The sequence below is a fragment of the Citrobacter sp. Cpo045 genome (assembly GCF_030332875.1).
In the GTDB taxonomy this organism is placed as follows: domain Bacteria; phylum Pseudomonadota; class Gammaproteobacteria; order Enterobacterales; family Enterobacteriaceae; genus Citrobacter; species Citrobacter portucalensis.
This window is the reverse complement of record NZ_JAOWGZ010000076.1, coordinates 93,033-110,368: the sequence shown is the minus strand read 5'-3', so window position 1 is coordinate 110,368 and position 17,336 is coordinate 93,033. Positions and strand designations below refer to the sequence as shown.

15 protein-coding genes and 1 other annotated feature are annotated in these 17,336 nt (G+C 53.6%); of the genes, 5 read left to right on the top strand and 10 right to left on the bottom strand.

What is annotated here, in order from left to right:
• The first annotated feature begins 92 nt into the window (after positions 1-92).
• Positions 93-887: a TraB/GumN family protein gene (locus tag OGY13_RS04240; protein WP_060682642.1), complete on the top strand. Its 795-nt coding sequence runs from the start codon at positions 93-95 to the stop codon at positions 885-887.
• A gap of 200 nt (positions 888-1,087) precedes the next feature.
• A complete protein-coding gene (ybaK, locus tag OGY13_RS04235) occupies positions 1,088-1,567 on the top strand; it encodes a Cys-tRNA(Pro)/Cys-tRNA(Cys) deacylase YbaK (protein ID WP_003831056.1) in 480 nt (159 codons plus the stop codon).
• A 107-nt stretch (positions 1,568-1,674) separates the two neighbouring features.
• Here ybaK and ushA read toward each other — a convergent pair whose 3' ends face one another.
• Complete coding sequence (gene ushA / locus OGY13_RS04230) at positions 1,675-3,327, bottom strand: bifunctional UDP-sugar hydrolase/5'-nucleotidase UshA (protein WP_128317166.1); 1,653 nt, start codon at positions 3,325-3,327, stop codon at positions 1,675-1,677.
• Positions 3,328-3,501: 174 nt separating this feature from the next.
• Here ushA and fsr point away from each other — a divergent pair, with 174 nt between their 5' ends.
• Positions 3,502-4,722, top strand: a complete 1,221-nt coding sequence (fsr, locus tag OGY13_RS04225) for a fosmidomycin MFS transporter (RefSeq protein ID WP_003021788.1) — start codon at positions 3,502-3,504, stop codon at positions 4,720-4,722.
• A gap of 225 nt (positions 4,723-4,947) precedes the next feature.
• A complete protein-coding gene (gene ybaL / locus OGY13_RS04220; protein WP_003021783.1) occupies positions 4,948-6,627 on the top strand; it encodes a YbaL family putative K(+) efflux transporter in 1,680 nt (559 codons plus the stop codon).
• A gap of 45 nt (positions 6,628-6,672) precedes the next feature.
• On the opposite strand, the gene gsk is transcribed toward ybaL, so the two are convergent.
• Positions 6,673-7,977 carry an inosine/guanosine kinase gene (gene gsk, locus OGY13_RS04215; protein WP_003021781.1) on the bottom strand — a complete coding sequence of 435 codons (1,305 nt, stop codon included), beginning with the start codon at positions 7,975-7,977 and terminating at the stop codon, positions 6,673-6,675.
• A 152-nt stretch (positions 7,978-8,129) separates the two neighbouring features.
• On the opposite strand from gsk, the gene aes reads away from it, so the two are divergent.
• On the top strand, positions 8,130-9,089 hold the full coding sequence (gene aes / locus OGY13_RS04210) for an acetyl esterase (RefSeq protein WP_213752447.1): 960 nt from the start codon (positions 8,130-8,132) through the stop codon (positions 9,087-9,089).
• On the opposite strand, the gene hemH is transcribed toward aes, so the two are convergent.
• The 8 genes from hemH to OGY13_RS04170 all read right to left on the bottom strand — a co-directional run bounded on the left by hemH (position 9,086) and on the right by OGY13_RS04170 (position 17,326).
• Positions 9,086-10,048, bottom strand: coding sequence for a ferrochelatase (gene hemH / locus OGY13_RS04205; RefSeq protein WP_003831052.1), 963 nt, complete (start codon positions 10,046-10,048; stop codon positions 9,086-9,088). The two genes, aes and hemH, sit on opposite strands and share 4 nt — an antisense overlap.
• Positions 10,049-10,211: 163 nt before the next feature.
• Positions 10,212-10,856, bottom strand: a complete 645-nt coding sequence (gene adk / locus OGY13_RS04200) for an adenylate kinase (protein ID WP_003021773.1) — start codon at positions 10,854-10,856, stop codon at positions 10,212-10,214.
• A 231-nt stretch (positions 10,857-11,087) separates the two neighbouring features.
• On the bottom strand, positions 11,088-12,962 hold the full coding sequence (gene htpG / locus OGY13_RS04195; protein ID WP_032942554.1) for a molecular chaperone HtpG: 1,875 nt from the start codon (positions 12,960-12,962) through the stop codon (positions 11,088-11,090).
• A 110-nt stretch (positions 12,963-13,072) separates the two neighbouring features.
• Positions 13,073-13,678 (bottom strand): recombination mediator RecR, encoded by a 606-nt coding sequence (gene recR / locus OGY13_RS04190; RefSeq protein ID WP_032942553.1) that lies wholly within the window; start codon positions 13,676-13,678, stop codon positions 13,073-13,075.
• A complete protein-coding gene (locus OGY13_RS04185) occupies positions 13,678-14,007 on the bottom strand; it encodes a YbaB/EbfC family nucleoid-associated protein (protein WP_003021764.1) in 330 nt (109 codons plus the stop codon). The genes recR and OGY13_RS04185 overlap by 1 nt, the downstream gene beginning before the upstream one ends.
• Positions 14,008-14,064: 57 nt before the next feature.
• Positions 14,065-15,993, bottom strand: coding sequence for a DNA polymerase III subunit gamma/tau (gene dnaX, locus OGY13_RS04180; RefSeq protein ID WP_003831049.1), 1,929 nt, complete (start codon positions 15,991-15,993; stop codon positions 14,065-14,067).
• Positions 14,668-14,732 (bottom strand) — a sequence feature (DnaX frameshifting element). It overlaps the preceding gene by 65 nt.
• A 210-nt stretch (positions 15,994-16,203) precedes the next feature.
• A complete protein-coding gene (gene apt, locus OGY13_RS04175; RefSeq protein ID WP_003021759.1) occupies positions 16,204-16,755 on the bottom strand; it encodes an adenine phosphoribosyltransferase in 552 nt (183 codons plus the stop codon).
• A gap of 193 nt (positions 16,756-16,948) precedes the next feature.
• Entirely contained in the window at positions 16,949-17,326 is a 378-nt protein-coding gene (locus OGY13_RS04170) for a DUF454 family protein (protein WP_008783969.1), read from the bottom strand.
• Positions 17,327-17,336 lie beyond the last annotated feature (10 nt).

The following is a 17,336-nucleotide window of genomic DNA, read 5'->3' as shown; positions in this document are numbered from 1 at the left end:
GGATAAGACGATTTCGCGTCGCCATCCGGCGATTCTCGCATTGCACCTTCCTGGACCACGCGCTAGCATGAAAGTCTACTTAGGGAGGTCGTATGGATCTGTTATACCGGGTAAAAACATTTTTCACCGCGCTACGCGGCAACCACTATACCTGGCCTGCCATCGACATTTCATTGCCCGGCAACCGCCATTTTCATCTGATTGGCAGTATTCACATGGGCAGTCGCGATATGGCACCTCTGCCTGCCAAATTACTCAAAAAACTCAACCATGCCGACGCGCTGATTGTCGAAGCGGATGTTTCCGGTGACGACGCGCCGTTTGCTAACCTTCCTACATTTGCCGCACTCGAAGAACGTATCAGCCCGGAGCAGTTAGAAAACCTGCGTAAAGTCACCAACGAACTGGGTATTTCCCCATCGCTGTTATCTACTCAGCCGTTGTGGCAAATCGCCATGGTATTACAGGCGACACAGGCACAGCAGTTGGGGCTACGGGCGGAATACGGAATTGATTACCAATTGCTGAAAGCGGCAAAACAAGCGCATAAACCCGTTATCGAGCTGGAGGGCGCATCCAGTCAAATCGAGCTGTTATGTCAGTTGCCTGATAACGGACTGGCTCTGTTGGACGATACTCTGACGCACTGGCATACCAATGCCAGATTGTTGCAACAGATGATGGGCTGGTGGCTTAAAACACCGCCACGCAATAGCGAACTGGCGCTTCCCAATACCTTTAGCCAGTCGTTGTATGACGTATTGATGCATCAACGCAACACAGCCTGGCGCGATCGGCTCAGGGCGATGCCTGCTGGTCATTACGTCGTGGCCGTTGGCGCGCTACATCTGTACGGAGAGGGAAATTTGCCGGAGATGTTACGGTAAAAAAATGGCCAATATTTCTATTGGCCCGTCAAAGAGGAATTTCATCATTATTATGATCCCAATGCTTAAAGCATCGGTGTAGTTCGATTGTCGCTCAAAGTCATCATCCTGCCAATACTATTGCGCAAGATGGTACTATTTTTTAGACAGACATCAGGCGTATGCTTGAGTCGTATTTTGTCTGGTCCAGGAAAATTGCTATGACACCCGCCGTTAAATTACTCGAAAAAAACAAAATTTCTTTCCAGATCCACACCTACGATCACGATCCGTCCGAGACGAACTTTGGTGATGAAGTGGTGCGCAAGTTAGGTCTGAATGCGGACCAGGTCTACAAAACGCTGCTGGTTGCCGTGAATGGCGATATGAAGCATCTGGCAGTTGCGGTCACGCCTGTAGCCGGTCAATTGGATCTCAAAAAGGTCGCTAAGGCGCTGGGGGCTAAAAAGGTTGATATGGCCGATCCAATGGTTGCGCAACGAACCACCGGTTATCTGGTGGGGGGGATCAGCCCATTAGGACAGAAAAAGAGATTGCCAACGCTCATTGATGCCCCTGCCCAGACGTTTGACACCATTTATGTTTCCGGCGGCAAACGCGGGCTGGATATCGAACTGGCAGCGGGCGATCTGGCGAAAATTCTGGATGCGAAATTCGCCGACATCGCACGCCGCGATTAAGCGGTTATAGAATGATTGCCTGATGGCGCGCAGCTTTAAGGCCTACAAATCGCACTGACCTGTAGGCCGGATAAGGTGCCCGCACCGCCATCCGGCACTCCGCCCTGTTACTGCCAGGTAACTTCCCCCTTCGGCTCATACACACTGGCATCCAGCGGTGAGTTCTTCTGCACGAACTCTTTCAGCACTTCTGCATCAATAAACCCGGTATTCACATAGCCAGGCTTGTTATCAATGCGCGGATAGCCATCGCCGCCGGTCGCGTTGAAGCTTAGCGTTGCCATGCGATAGGTTTTGGCTGGGTCAACGGGTTCACCTTTGATTTTCAAATCGTTAAGCTTGCCGTCTTTCGCCACAAAGCTGACGTTGGCAAACTGTGGATAGGCCCCGGAGTCCGGCTTCATTTGCGCCACGGCGGTCAGATAGTCAATCACCTCTTTCCCGCTCATGTCAGCATACACCACGATGTTTCCGAACGGCTGTACTTTCAGCACGCTCTTATAAGTGATATCGCCGCCTTCGATGGAATCACGGATGCCACCGCCGCTCATCACGCCAAAATCAGCGCTGGTTCGCGCCATTTGCGCAGCCAGCAGCAAATGTCCCATGTTGGTCTGCACGAAACGGACTTTGCTTCGGTCGCCTTCGAGGCGCGCATTGACGCTACCGATTTTCACGTCGAGCTGCGCTTTACCTTTATTCTGGAACGGCGTCAGCAGCGAAAGCATTTGCTGATTTTCAGCTATTTCCGGGGTGTAGAGTACGCGCTCACTTTTACCGTTGTCCCAGGTCACTTTTTTCTTCAGGTTGACGGGAATGAGCTGGTAGTTGACCATTTTCATTTCGCCGTTACGGAACTCAAAGTCCGCCCGGCCCACATATTTCCCCCACTCGTGCGCCTGCACAATCCAGATCCCATTTTGCTTGTCTGGCGCACACGGCGTACCTGGTACGTAATCAACCTGCTTCTTGTTCTCTGAAGCCATACACACCGGATCCTGCGAGTGACCACCTACAATCATCGCCAGCGATCCCGCCGGCAGGCTACGCGCCATTTCGACATCGCCAGGGGCGTTCGAGCCGTGGTTGCCGTTGTCATAATGTCCCATATGGGTGGTCGCGATAATGATGTCTGGCTTTTCACCCATATTCAGTTCCTGGATAACCAGTTTGGCTTCATCAGCAGGTTTACGGAACTCAATATCGGTAAAGAACTCGGGGTTGCCTATTTTCGCCGTATCGTCGGTGGTTAAACCGAGTACAGCAATTTTTAAATCCTGCCGCTTAAAGATGGCCCACGGCTTAAACAAACGCTCGCCAGTGCTTTTCTGATAGATATTGGCCGAGAGAAACGGGAATTTGGACCATTTTTCCTGCTGGCGCAGTACGGTCATGGGATTATCAAACTCGTGGTTTCCGACCGCCATTGCGTCATAGCCAATCAGGTTCATCCCACGAAAATCAGGTTCCGCATCCTGCAGATCGGACTCCGGTACGCCGGTATTAATGTCGCCACCGGAAAGCAGCAGTACGCTTCCCCCTTCCTCTGCCACCTCTTTACGAATACTGTCCACCAGCGTTTTTTGCGCCGCCAGTCCGTATTCTCCGTATTCGCTGCGCCAGAAGTGACCGTGATGATCGTTGGTATGCAGAATGGTAATTTTGTAGGTTTTATCTTTTTCGTACGCTTGTGCAGGCTGACCTGCCAGCGTAAATGCGGCTAATAACGCCAGCGCCACGCCCCGTTTTAAAAACTTCATATTTCTCTCCCTGAGCCAAAATCAACGACTGAAATTACAATGATATGAAATAATAGTCGAAAATGTTTTCAGAAATGAGACTTCCTTCAAACACCTTCCGCAGGTATGTTAGTCAGGTAATAATAACAAAATAGATTACCCTCATAATCGCAACCCAAACAGAAGTGACTTTCTATGGCCATAAGTGAACCAACCCAGCCTGTGGCTGGCGCGTCAGCGTCGGTTGCTAAAGCACGCACCTCATTTGGCATTTTAGGAGCGATCAGCCTCTCCCATCTGCTAAACGATATGATTCAGTCGCTGATCCTGGCGATTTATCCGCTATTGCAGTCAGAGTTCTCGCTAACGTTCATGCAGATCGGGATGATCACCCTAACCTTCCAGCTTGCTTCTTCGCTGCTGCAACCGGTGGTGGGTTACTGGACGGACAAATACCCGATGCCGTGGTCGCTGCCCATAGGGATGTGCTTCACGCTGAGCGGGCTTGTTTTGCTGGCTATGGCCGGCAGCTTCCATATGGTGTTGCTCGCCGCGGCGCTGGTTGGCACCGGCTCTTCGGTATTTCATCCGGAATCATCCCGCGTGGCGCGCATGGCCTCCGGCGGTCGTCACGGCCTGGCGCAGTCAATTTTCCAGGTTGGCGGCAACTTCGGCAGCTCTCTGGGACCCTTGCTGGCAGCTGTCATCATCGCGCCATATGGTAAGGGTAATGTGGCCTGGTTTGTTCTGGCTGCGTTATTAGCGATTGTCGTCCTGGCACAAATCAGCCGTTGGTATGCCGCGCAGCATCGGATGAGTAAAGGAAAACCGAAAGTCGCCATCGTCAATCCGTTACCGCGCAATAAAGTGGTGCTGGCGGTAAGCATCCTGCTGGTGCTGATTTTCTCCAAATACTTCTATATGGCGAGCATCAGCAGCTATTACACCTTTTATCTGATGCAAAAATTCGGATTATCGGTACAAAACGCCCAGTTTCACCTGTTTGCCTTCCTGTTTGCCGTCGCGGCCGGGACGGTGATTGGCGGACCATTAGGCGATAAAATTGGCAGAAAATATGTTATTTGGGGGTCTATCCTCGGCGTTGCGCCATTTACCCTCGTTTTACCCTACGCAACGCTGGAATGGACCGGAATTTTAACCGTGATCATTGGTTTTATCCTCGCATCGGCGTTTTCTGCTATTTTGGTCTACGCGCAGGAGCTGCTTCCTGGGCGTATCGGCATGGTTTCTGGGCTATTTTTCGGGTTTGCCTTCGGCATGGGCGGCTTGGGAGCCGCGGTGCTAGGGCTAATAGCCGACCATACCAGCATCGATTTGGTCTACAAAATATGTGCTTTCCTGCCACTTCTGGGGATACTGACCATATTCTTACCTGATAACCGACACAAAGCCTGATTTTCTGACGGCCAAAAGTAAATTTTGGCCGTCATTACTTGCAGTAGCCATCAGCCTTTACCTCTCACATATCACCGTACTTTTCCGATCCGTGCTTTTTTACTCTTAAAATCCCGTTTTCTTCAAAATTCAATAATTATTCATAAACATAAACATTAAAATTGTCATAAACTATTACTCGTAGTTTGGGTTTTCAGGATCATCACAGCAACCAAAGGAGACGGAATGCATCACGCCACCCCGCTTATCACCACCATTGTCGGCGGCCTTGTGCTCGCTTTTATATTAGGCATGATTGCCAATAAACTGCGTATTTCTCCTCTGGTGGGATATCTGTTAGCGGGCGTTCTGGCCGGTCCATTTACACCTGGTTTTGTTGCTGATACTAAGCTCGCGCCTGAGCTGGCCGAGCTTGGCGTTATTCTGCTGATGTTTGGCGTGGGGCTGCACTTTTCGTTGAAGGATTTGATGGCGGTAAAGTCTATCGCCATTCCCGGCGCGATTGCCCAGATAGCAGTGGCAACGCTGCTGGGTATGGCGCTTTCAGCCGTATTAGGCTGGTCGCTGATGGTGGGGATCGTGTTTGGTCTGTGTCTTTCAACCGCCAGTACCGTGGTGCTACTCCGCGCGCTTGAAGAACGACAGCTCATTGACAGCCAGCGCGGGCAAATCGCCATTGGCTGGTTGATTGTCGAAGATCTGATGATGGTGCTGACGCTGGTTCTCCTGCCAGCCGTCGCCGGGATGCTGGAAAAAGAAGATGTCGGCTTCGCCTCGCTGGCCGTCGATATGGGCATTACCATCGGTAAGGTGGTGGCGTTTATCGCGATTATGATGCTGGTGGGTCGTCGTCTGGTACCGTGGATTATGGCCCGCAGCGCCGCAACCGGTTCACGCGAACTGTTTACCCTCTCAGTCCTCGCCCTCGCCTTAGGTATCGCCTTTGGCGCAGTAGAGCTGTTCGATGTCTCCTTTGCGCTGGGCGCGTTCTTCGCCGGTATGGTGCTGAATGAATCTGAACTAAGCCACCGTGCGGCGCATGATACTCTGCCGCTGCGCGATGCGTTCGCCGTGCTGTTCTTCGTTTCCGTCGGGATGCTGTTCGATCCGTTAGTTCTGATCCAGCAGCCGTTGGCGGTACTGGGCACGCTGGCGATTATCATCTTTGGTAAATCCCTTGCCGCCTATTTCCTGGTGCGCCTGTTTGGTCACTCCCAACGCACGGCGCTCACCATTGCCACCAGCCTGGCGCAGATTGGTGAATTTGCCTTTATCCTGGCGGGTCTGGGAATGGCGTTAAACCTGCTGCCGCAGGCCGGACAGAATCTGGTGCTGGCCGGGGCAATCCTGTCCATCATGCTCAACCCGGTGCTGTTTGCGGTGTTAGAAAAATACCTCGCCAAAACAGAAACGCTGGAGGAGCAGACGCTGGAAGAGGCCATCGAAGAAGAGAAGCAAATTCCGGTGGATATCTGCAATCATGCCTTGCTGGTTGGCTTTGGTCGCGTCGGCAGCCTGCTGGGTGAGAAATTGATGGCTGCAGGGATCCCGCTGGTGGTGATCGAAACCTCGCGTACCCGGGTGGATGAACTGCGCGAGCGTGGGATCCGCGCGGTACTGGGAAATGCCGCCAACGAAGAGATTATGAATCTGGCGCATCTGGATTGCGCGCGCTGGCTGCTGCTGACCATTCCCAATGGTTATGAAGCGGGTGAAATTGTCGCTTCCGCACGTGAGAAATGCCCGTCGATTGAGATTATCGCCCGCGCGCATTATGACGATGAGGTGGAATATATTACCGAACGCGGCGCCAACCAGGTCGTCATGGGTGAGCGTGAAATCGCCCGCACCATGCTGGAGCTGATTGAAACGCCGCCTGCAGGTGAAGTTGCTACGGCCAGTTAATGTCCGTGCCGGATAGCGTTATCGCTTATCCGGCCTATACAAGATTTAACGGTCCCAGTACGACTCTTCGAGACTGTCTTCACGTTCCGGCAAACCGCGCGTCAGGCGCGGTGAATGCTGGTTCAGCACCTGATAACTCACGCGATTAGCATACTTACACACCTGGGCTAACGACGAATAGGTCAGCCAGGTGAACTTGTGCTTGCTGGAGTTAGGCACGTTGCTGCGGTGATAGCTGTTGGCGGTAATATCATGCAGCAATGCCGCCAGCGCGCCGTCACCTGCGCCGTTGGTGTTCATTATCTTTTCAGGTCCGCCCATATACGGTGCGATGTGCGAATACACGCGCAGCGGATTGGTACAGTCTTTATGGCGCATGGCGCGGCTGAATTCGTACTGGTTAAATTCGGCAATAGCACCAGGGAGCAGAGGATGCTGGGTTTTACGTTTCACTTCTTCTTCCGTAAAGCCTGCCATATACAGACCCGCCGGCCCCGCCGTGCACAGCACCAGATCCACCCAATCCAGCGCTTTGTCGGACGCCAGCAGCGGATCGTTCTCGCCGGTCAGCGCTTCGGCCTCTTCTTCATTCATCGCCAGAATAGAGACATGCTCTTTGAGGAACGCCTGCCACCACTGCGGGTTATCGGCAATGACGAATTTGGTGCCCAGGGTCAGAACCACCGGCACATTGTGCTTTTTGGCGTATTCAATCGCCTTCATGGTCGCTTCCGGCATCGGCTCACCCGGTTCGCAGCGCACCAGATAAGACGTCAGCACCAGCGCGGACGCTCCGGCAATCACCGATTCAGGGATGCTATCCGCCCGTAGCTTATTCATATGCCCAGGGCTGATTGCGAAGGTACGCTCACCTGACTCGCCAATCAGCGTAAAGCAGCGGCCAATCGGTCCGTTAACGCCTTGCAGGTAGTTCAGGTCGGTACGGCTGGAGGTATTGCATAAATAGCGGTACGCATAGCTGCCAATCTCGATATTGCTGCACATCACGCCCAGCAGCACCGAGCGGTCATCCGCCAGCACAGAGTAGTTGTGCATCGTGTTACCGATAGTACCGCCCGCAAACTGATGGGTGATCAAGTTTTCACGCACCAGTTCCTGGTAGAGCGCTTCTGCGACATCATCGGCAATCACCAGAGAATGCCCGGCGCTTAATCCATAACGTTTTACAAAGTCATCATCCACTTTGGCTTCAATATCCACCAGCGTCTGGTCGATGCCCACCACCCAGGCTGCGCTGGTTTCATTTTCTGGCTGAATTTGTTGCAGCAACGGATCGCGCGCGCTGACGGGAAAATAGTGTTTGGATTTGCGTTTACCGGGAAATTTCATGGTCGATTTTACGGGTGGTTAACTGAGCGAAGCATGGTAACACATTCCCTGCCACGCATGCGATGCGGCGCTAAGTTTCAATATCAGACGGTGAGATCGCAGTTTATACGGGATTAATTTCTACAATAACTCACCTTCACAAGGAGCGTTTTATGAAGCCGGAAAACAAGATCCCCGTACTCGACAGAATTTCGGATGAAATGAAAAGCGTGGTGAATTTTCATCGCGACGATCTGCCTCCGTGGCCCGCTGCAGATGACTTCGTGGCCCAGCGCCAACACTACATTCATGAACGGCAGTTGTGGAATGCCGATGCCCCAGAGATGAATACCCGCGAATGCGTTATTTCTACCGCATGCGGCCCCGTGGCCACACGTATTTACTCACCGCAGCCCCATAGTCTGGCAACGTTGTATTATCTGCACGGCGGCGGTTTTATTCTCGGTAATCTGGATACCCACGACCGTATTATGCGCTTGCTGGCGCGCTATACGCAGTGCACGGTAATTGGTATCGACTATTCACTTGCGCCGGAAGCCTGTTTCCCGCAAGCCATTGAAGAGATTGCCGCCGTCTGCCAGTATTTTCATCAGCACGCTGGCGACTATTCTCTTAATGTGAATCATATCGGTTTTGCGGGCGATTCCGCCGGAGCCATGCTGGCGCTTGCCAGTGCGCTGTGGCTGCGGGATAAACGCATTGTCTGCGGCAAGGTGGCTGGGGTGCTGTTGTGGTATGGGCTTTACGGCCTGCAGGATTCACTGAGCCGACGGCTGATGGGCGGAACGTGGGATGGGTTAACCCGCGAGGACTTGCAGATGTACGAAAACGCGTACCTGCGTAGCGCTGACGATCGCGAGTCACCGTATTATTGCCTGTTTAATAACGATCTGACACGTGACGTGCCACCGTGTTTTATCGCTGGCGCTGAGTTTGATCCGCTGATTGACGATAGCCGCTTACTATTCCAGACGTTGCAGGCGCATCAGCAGCCCTGCCAGTACAAAATGTACCCCGGTACGCTGCACGCCTTCCTGCACTATTCGCGAATGATGAAAACCGCCGACGATGCGTTGCGGGAAGGCGCTCGTTACTTCAGAGCCCAGCTTTAACGGTAAGCATCGGTCAGTTTAACCATCATTTCGATATGTTCCGGTGCGGCATTAAGCGCCGGAATATACTCATATTGCTTACCGCCAGCCTCGAGGAAAATCTCCCGGTTTTGTACCGCTATCTCTTCCAGCGTTTCGAGGCAATCTGCCGAGAAGCCCGGACACATAACCTGGATATGTTGTGTCCCTTTCTCCGCCAGCATTTTTAACGTTTCGTCGGTATACGGCGTCAGCCACGGTTCGCGACCAAAGCGAGACTGGAAGGTCATCATTACTTTTTCTGGCGGCAGACCAAGCGCTGAAACCAGCTCTCGGGTGGTATCGCGACAGCGCTGCGGGTAGTCATCGCCTTCATCGGCGTAACGCTGCGGAATGCCGTGGTAGGAGAGCAGCAGCAAATCAGGTTCACCGTGTTGAGCAAATGAATCCCGGGCACTCTTCGCCAGCGCATCGATGTAGCTGCTGTCATCGGCGTAATCACGAATAAATGAAACGCCAGGAATACCGCGTTTACGCGCTAAGATACGCGCCAGTTCGTCCCAGACGGCCGCTACCGTCGAACAGGAATATTGCGGGTACAGCGGTAACACCACCATGTGTTCAACCCCGCTTGCCAACAGTTCATCGACCGCGCTTTCAAGCGACGGCGAACCGTAGCTCATTCCCAGCGCGACAGGGGTATTTGGTAGGCGTTCTGCCAGCGCCCGCTGTTGTGCCTTGCTATAAACCATCAGCGGAGAACCGTCTTCCATCCAGATTGACTGGTACAGCTTGGCTACGCGTGGCGCACGCAACGGTAAAATCACCCCGCGCAGCAGCGGCCACCACAGTGCAGGTGACGTATCAACTACGCGTGGATCGCTTAAAAACTGGCGCAGGTAGCGCTTAACGGCTTCGGGGGTTGGGGCATCGGGAGTGCCGAGGTTTGCCAGCAGGATACCGGTTTTCGTCTGACGCATTACCGCCTCTTATCGATTCAAATTGTTGATAATTGTAGCGGAAAAGCGATAAAGAAGAACTAATTGCTGTGAGAGGTAAGACGAGAATTTGCCTGATGGCGCTACGCTTATCAGGCCTACGCGATAATGGCAGGCCTGATAAGAGGTTTATTACGCGAAAAAATTAGCCGAGGATTTTTTCCAGCGCTGCGCGCACGTCAGCAACGGCCTGGGTGCCGTCAACTTTCGCGTATTTGGTGTTACCCGCCTGCGCTTCTTTAGAGTAGTAGCCGATCAGCGGAGCGGTCATCTGATGGTATTCCACCAGGCGCTTACGTACAGTTTCTTCCTGATCGTCTTTACGGGTGGTCAGCTCTTCGCCGGTCACGTCGTCTTTACCTTCAACCTTAGGCGGGTTGAATTTGATGTGGTAAACGCGGCCAGAAGCAGCGTGTACGCGACGACCTACAATACGGTCAACGATCAGTTCGTCAGGAACATCGAACTCCAGAACGTAGTCCACGTTAATGCCCGCTTCTTTCATGGCGTCTGCCTGCGGAATAGTACGCGGGAAGCCATCCAGCAGGAAACCATTACGGCAGTCTTCCTGAGCAATACGCTCTTTTACCAGCGCGATCACCAGCTCATCAGTCACCAGCTTACCGGCGTCCATGATGTCTTTCGCTTGTTTGCCCAGCTCGGAGCCAGATTTCACGGCAGCACGCAGCATATCACCGGTGGAGATTTGCGGAATACCATACTTCTCCATGATGAACTGAGCCTGAGTTCCTTTACCCGCGCCCGGAGCGCCAAGCAGAATGATACGCATTACGAAAATCCCCTTAAAGGTTGTCGATATTTTTTAAAAAGCGCTAAACGATACCACCATCACGCAATTGGCTCAAGAAAGACGCCCGACGCTGAAACGGTTAACGGTGGGAAAATTAAAAATAAGGCGAGAAAATGCCGGATGGCGGTGGAAACACCGTATCCGGCATACTATTACGAGATGCTGTAGGCCGGATAAGCGTTAGCACCATCCGGCATTACATTACGGGTATCAGGACACCAGCAACTGGTTCATACGACGGATGAACTGGTTCGGGTCTTCCAGCGTGCCGCGCTCAGCAAACAGCGCCTGATCCAGCAGCAGTTCGACCCATTCTTTGAACTGCGCTTCGTCCTGGGTATCCGCCGTGCGTTTTACCAGCACGTGGTCCGGGTTCAGTTCAAAGATATATTTCACTTCCGGTACGGCCTGGCCCGCAGCGGCAAACAGTTTCGCCATCTGGGTGCTCATTTCATCCGCATCGGTGGTGACGATGGCTGGCGTGTCGGTCAGACGGTGAGTCAGACGCACTTCTTTCACGCGGTCGCCCAGCAGGGTTTTCACGCGCTCAACGAACGGCGTCAGCGCTTTTTCCGCTTCTTTTGCCGATTCATCAACTTCATCCGCCAGCTTGTCGATGGACTCGTCAGCTTTGGCAACAGACTGGAATGCCTTACCGTCGAACTCGGTCAGGTAGTTCATCATCCACTCATCGATGCGGTCAGAAAGCAGCAGGACTTCGATGCCTTTCTTACGCAGCAGTTCCAGGTGCGGGCTGCTCTTCGCTGCCGCATAGCTGTCTGCGGTGATGTAGTAGATTTTCTCCTGCCCTTCTTTCATCCGCGACACGTAGTCTTCCAGCGACACGGTCTGTGCGGAGGAGTCAGTGTGCGTAGACGCGAAGCGCATCAGCTTAGCGATCGTTTCCTGGTTGGCGTGATCTTCCGCCGGGCCTTCTTTCAGTACCAGGCCGAACTGTTTCCAGAAGGTCTGGTATTTTTCCGCGTCGTCTTTCGCCAGTTTTTCCAGCATCTGCAGTACGCGTTTGGTCAGCGCGCTGCGCAGGTTACGGGTGACGGTGCTGTCCTGCAGGATCTCACGGGAAACGTTCAGCGGCAGATCGTTGGAATCTATCAGACCGCGCACAAAGCGCAGGTAGTTCGGCATGAACTGCTCGGCGTCGTCCATAATAAACACACGCTGGACGTACAGTTTCAGACCATGCTTGTGATCGCGGTTCCACATATCCCACGGAGCCTGGGACGGGATGTACAGCAGGCTGGTGTACTCCTGCTTACCTTCCACACGGTTGTGGCTCCAGGTCAGCGGGTCAGTGAAGTCGTGGGCGATGTGCTTGTAGAACTCGTTGTATTCGTCGTCTTTGATTTCCGACTTGTTACGGGTCCACAGCGCCTGCGCTTTGTTGATCTTTTCCCAGGAAACCACGGTCTCGCCGTCTTTTTCTTCGGATTTTTCGATCTCTACCGGCAGCGCGATATGGTCGGAATATTTGCTGATGATGGAACGTACGCGCCAGTCATCAAGGAACTCATCTTCGCCTTCACGCAGATGCAGGGTGATTTCGGTGCCGCGATCGTCTTTGGTAATGTCGGCAACGGTGTACTCGCCTTCGCCCGCAGATTCCCAGAACACGCCGTTTTCCGGCTTATCGCCCGCAGCGCGGGTACGCACGGTGACTTTGTCCGCCACGATGAACGCAGAGTAGAAACCCACCCCGAACTGGCCGATCAACTGGCTGTCTTTCGCCTGATCGGATCCCATGGATTCGAGGAAAGATTTAGTACCGGATTTCGCAATGGTCCCCAGATGATCGATAACGTCATCACGGTTCATCCCCACGCCGTTATCGGCAATGGTCAACGTACGTTTATCTTTATCGAAGGAAACACGTACACGCAGCTCACCGTCGCCTTCATACAGGTCCGGGTTAGACAGGGCGCGGAAACGCAGCTTGTCTGCCGCATCCGAGGCGTTAGAGATAAGCTCACGCAGGAAGATTTCTTTATTGGAATACAGAGAATGGATCATCAGGTGCAGAAGCTGTTTTACTTCTGACTGAAAACCACGAGTTTCTTGTCCTTTCATGTAGATCTACCTCAACAATGCCATTTTCAATGGTAAAAACACGTTGAGGGTGAAATGGGGACAAGCGGGAAGGATTTCAAGCGGAAGCCGCCGTCGCGGCCTCCGTTTGTTCAGAATTTAATCTTGTGTCGCCCTGCCAGAGAGTGCGACAGCGTAGTGCCATCGACCATTTCCAGCTCGCCGCCTACCGGAACGCCATGGGCGATACGGCTGGCTTCAACGCCATATTGCATGCAAAGCTCAGCAATATAGTTGGCGGTCGCCTCTCCTTCGACCGTAGGATTGGTCGCCAGGATCAGTTCGTTGATGTGCTCAGACTCCAGTCGCTGTTCGAGACGATCCAGCCCGATATCATCAGGGCCAATACCGTCCAGCGGCGACAGGTGTCCCATCAGCACGAAGTAACGTCCGGAAAACTGCCCGGTTTGCTCAATGGCGTAGATGTCCGCCGGACTCTCCACCACACAAATCTGACCGTTTTCCTGCCGACGCGGGTTCGAGCAAATGTTGCAGACGTCTTGCTCTGTGAAGGTGCGGCAATCGGCACAATGGCCGATTTCCGACATTGCCTTCGTTAACGCCTGTGCCAGACGCATCCCGCCGCTGCGATCGCGCTGAAGTAGCGTGAACGCCATGCGCTGCGCCGACTTCGGGCCAACGCCCGGCAGACAGCGCAGTGCTTCCATAAGCTGAGTTAACAGCGGGCTGGTTTGCATCAGAACGGCATCTTAAAGCCAGGCGGCAGCTGCATTCCGGAGGAAACAGAGGCCATCTTCTCTTTCTGCGTCTCTTCAATGCGACGCGCCGCGTCGTTGAATGCCGCAGCAACCAGATCTTCCAGCATCTCTTTGTCGTCTTCCAGCAGGCTTGGATCGATCTCCACGCGACGGCAGTTGTGCGCGCCGTTAATGGTCACTTTTACCAGACCCGCGCCAGATTCGCCGGTCACTTCCAGCTTGGCGACTTCTTCCTGCATCTGCTGCATTTTTTCTTGCATCTGCTGGGCCTGTTTCATCAGGTTACCCAGACCGCCTTTACCAAACATAGGCTTCTCTCTCAATCACGTTAAGGGATGACGACCGTCAAACCATTAGGCTCACGATCAAATGGGGCGAATACTCTCTTCGTCCAGCTCCGCATCGAAAAAACGACGCAGCGTCTGGATGTTATTATCCGCAATAATCGACTCACGCGCCTGCGCGAGTTTCTCTTCATAAATGGCCTGACGCCACTCCAGCGGCGTACGCACCGCTGGATTATCATCTTCAACGATGGTCAATTCAACCGTTGACCCCGTTAAGGAACTCAGTGCTTCAGCCAGTTTTTGCTGCGCGCCGCTGGAATTTAGGTGCCGCTGCGTGGAACGCAGGTGCAGGCAAACTACGTTGCCATTCTCTTCTTTCCAGGCATTAAGCGCCACCTGCTCCACCAGTTTAGGCAGCGAGAGCTGACTCACCTGGGCGGCCCACGGGTCTCGTTCAATGGCTTCAGCCGCAAGCTTTGCCGCCAGTTCCGGCGTTTTTTCATGCTCAAGCGCTTTTTTCAGCGCTTTCGGCGTGGCAACGACTTCTTTAACTTCTGCAACAGGATTGGTCGCTTTCCAGCGATACGCTTCTTTCTTCGCCGGTGCTTTTTCCAGCGCAGAGACCGCCGGACGCGCCTGAACACGTTCCGACACCGAAGCCAGTCTTTCCAGCGCAGCATTATTCACCGGCCGCGCGCGGGAAGCGGCTGCCGGTTCACTCTTTTTTGCTTTGGTTGCTCCCTGAGCACGTTGCAACTGGCTACGCGCCGCCAACACCTGACTGGTGGCATCGGAGAGCGGCACATTCTGTTGCTGTTGTGCAGGTGCAGGCTGCTGCTGCACCTGCGTCGGGGTCATCACCGCAGTGGGTGCGACCGGGGCAAACGACTGTCGTGGAACTTCAGGTTCCGGGAGCGGCATGCGCGGATGAAAAGCCAGCGCACGCAGCAGCGTCATTTCGACGCCCATTCGCCTGTCCGGCGCATATGGCAGTTCTTTGCGCCCGATTAACAAAGTCTGGTAGTAAAGCTGCACATCAGTTGGCGGAACAATTCGCGCCAGTTCACGCATACGCTGTTCAATGGCGGCCATATCGCTGCCGAGCGCGGCAGGCGAAAGCTGAACCATGGCAATACGATGCAGCAAAGCCGACATCTCAACCAGCAGCGCTTCCCATTCGATACCGCGCGCGGCGGCGTCGTTTACCAGCGCCATAACGCGTTCGCCGTCCGCAGCCACAACCGCTTCAACGAGCGAGAGCGCCTGGTCGTCGTCCAGCGTGCCGAGCATGGTGCTGACCGCCTCGGTCGAGACCTGACCATCGCCGCTGGCGATCGCCTGATCGGTCAGGCTCAGCGCATCACGCAGGCTGCCGTCCGCGGCGCGAGCCAGCAGTTGCAGTGCACGTGGTTCATGGGCGATATGTTCTTCTTTGAGGATATGCTCAAGCTGATGACGAATCTGTTCGACATCCAACGCTTTAAGATGGAATTGCAGACAGCGCGACAGGATAGTAACCGGCAGCTTCTGCGGATCGGTAGTCGCCAGCAGGAACTTAACGTGCGCGGGCGGCTCTTCGAGCGTTTTCAGCAAGGCATTAAAACTGTGGCGCGACAGCATGTGCACTTCGTCGATCAAGTAGACCTTAAAGCGACCGCGCGCAGGCGCATACTGGACGTTATCCAGCAGGTCACGGGTGTCTTCGACTTTGGTGCGTGAGGCGGCGTCGATTTCAATCAGATCGACAAAACGCCCCTGCTCGATTTCCCGGCAATTATCGCACACGCCGCACGGCGTAGCGGTGATACCGGTTTCACAGTTTAATCCCTTCGCCAGCAAGCGGGCGATAGAGGTTTTCCCGACGCCACGGGTGCCGGAAAACAAATAAGCATGATGAATACGCCCTAACGACAAGCCGTTCGCCAGTGCCGTCAGCACATGTTCCTGGCCGACGACGTCAGCAAAGGTTTGTGGGCGCCATTTTCGGGCTAAGACCTGATAACTCATTGGCAGGCTCTGAAAGGCTGGAGGGTGGATTCACAGGGGGATAATGCTAACACAACCTCGCAGCGACGGCGAGGTTGACACGTTATATTCGGGCGTTATCGTTGCAGTCAGTTTGGTTTCGGGCAGCGCACAGAAACCGGAGCGTACACGCAGTACGTGAGGATTTCGAGCACTGACCGGGGCCAAAATGGCAAAAAAGATAGCCCTAAATTAGTGGCCCGGGAATGGAACCAGGCTATAACAGGTAAGCCCCTGTTTTTCCAGACGCTGTTCGCCGCCCAGATCAAACAGGTTAATGATAAAAGCAGCATCGGTAACTTCACCACCCAGACGGCGGATCAGCTTCACGGTCGCTTCAATCGTGCCGCCAGTTGCCAGCAGGTCGTCCACAACCAGCACTTTATCGCCAGGTTTGATGGCATCAACGTGGATTTCCAGCTGATCGGTGCCGTACTCCAGCTCATAGGTCTCAGCAATAACTTCACGCGGAAGCTTACGGGGTTTGCGTACCGGAACAAAACCGACGCCCAGACCCAACGCTACCGGCGCGCCAAACAGGAAGCCACGCGCTTCGGTGCCAACCACTTTAGTGATACCCGCATTTTTGTAGCGTTCAACCAGCAATTCAATGCTGAGGGCGTAGGCTTTCGGGTCTTCCAGTAAACTGGTGACATCACGAAAGAGAATGCCCGGTTTTGGGTAGTCGTGGATGCTTTTGATGCTATTTTTGAGAAACTCAAGCTGCTGTGCTGTCGCGGTCATAAGTTTGTGCCTGATTAATACAGTATTACTTCACGGCGCACTAAACACTTCATCCTCGACGAATCTTGAATGATTTTGTGTCTATATAAGAGCCAAGGTTACACTTGCTTAACCTTTGACCACCTGCGCCTGTGCTCGAAAACGGTCGAATTTACTGGCTGTGAGAGACAATTGCAACAGCGATTATTGCGCTTTACTGCTTTTGTTGTTTTTCATCAATCACCGGGATCCGCCACATAAAAATCAGTAAACAGGCGAGAATAACCAGCAGCAGGCCGCGTACCCACATCATATTGACCAGCCACAGTGAAATACCAAACGTCACCAGAATCAACAAAATAGCGCGCGGTTTTGCTCCCGGCGGCATCGCACGGTGTTTTTGCCAGTGGCGCAAATACCCGCCGAACCACGAACGGTAAAGCAACCAGTCGTGAAAACGCGGCGATGAGCGGGCAAAACACCAGGCAGCCAGCAGTATAAACGGCGTCGTCGGCAACAGAGGCAATACTACGCCCAGCGTACCTAGCACTACCGCTATCCAGCCAATGATGATTAGAATAATGCGTTGCATAATATGAGTA

Excerpts from the sequence above, each read along its gene's own strand:
- OGY13_RS04240 (WP_060682642.1), top strand. The coding sequence starts at position 93 with ATGGATCTGTTATACCGGGTAAAAACATTTTTCACCGCGCTACGCGGC.
- ybaK (WP_003831056.1), top strand. The coding sequence starts at position 1,088 with ATGACACCCGCCGTTAAATTACTCGAAAAAAACAAAATTTCTTTCCAG.
- ushA (WP_128317166.1), bottom strand. The coding sequence starts at position 3,327 with ATGAAGTTTTTAAAACGGGGCGTGGCGCTGGCGTTATTAGCCGCATTT.
- fsr (WP_003021788.1), top strand. The coding sequence starts at position 3,502 with ATGGCCATAAGTGAACCAACCCAGCCTGTGGCTGGCGCGTCAGCGTCG.
- ybaL (WP_003021783.1), top strand. The coding sequence starts at position 4,948 with ATGCATCACGCCACCCCGCTTATCACCACCATTGTCGGCGGCCTTGTG.
- gsk (WP_003021781.1), bottom strand. The coding sequence starts at position 7,977 with ATGAAATTTCCCGGTAAACGCAAATCCAAACACTATTTTCCCGTCAGC.
- aes (WP_213752447.1), top strand. The coding sequence starts at position 8,130 with ATGAAGCCGGAAAACAAGATCCCCGTACTCGACAGAATTTCGGATGAA.
- hemH (WP_003831052.1), bottom strand. The coding sequence starts at position 10,048 with ATGCGTCAGACGAAAACCGGTATCCTGCTGGCAAACCTCGGCACTCCC.
- adk (WP_003021773.1), bottom strand. The coding sequence starts at position 10,856 with ATGCGTATCATTCTGCTTGGCGCTCCGGGCGCGGGTAAAGGAACTCAG.
- htpG (WP_032942554.1), bottom strand. The coding sequence starts at position 12,962 with ATGAAAGGACAAGAAACTCGTGGTTTTCAGTCAGAAGTAAAACAGCTT.
- recR (WP_032942553.1), bottom strand. The coding sequence starts at position 13,678 with ATGCAAACCAGCCCGCTGTTAACTCAGCTTATGGAAGCACTGCGCTGT.
- OGY13_RS04185 (WP_003021764.1), bottom strand. The coding sequence starts at position 14,007 with ATGTTTGGTAAAGGCGGTCTGGGTAACCTGATGAAACAGGCCCAGCAG.
- dnaX (WP_003831049.1), bottom strand. The coding sequence starts at position 15,993 with ATGAGTTATCAGGTCTTAGCCCGAAAATGGCGCCCACAAACCTTTGCT.
- apt (WP_003021759.1), bottom strand. The coding sequence starts at position 16,755 with ATGACCGCGACAGCACAGCAGCTTGAGTTTCTCAAAAATAGCATCAAA.
- OGY13_RS04170 (WP_008783969.1), bottom strand. The coding sequence starts at position 17,326 with ATGCAACGCATTATTCTAATCATCATTGGCTGGATAGCGGTAGTGCTA.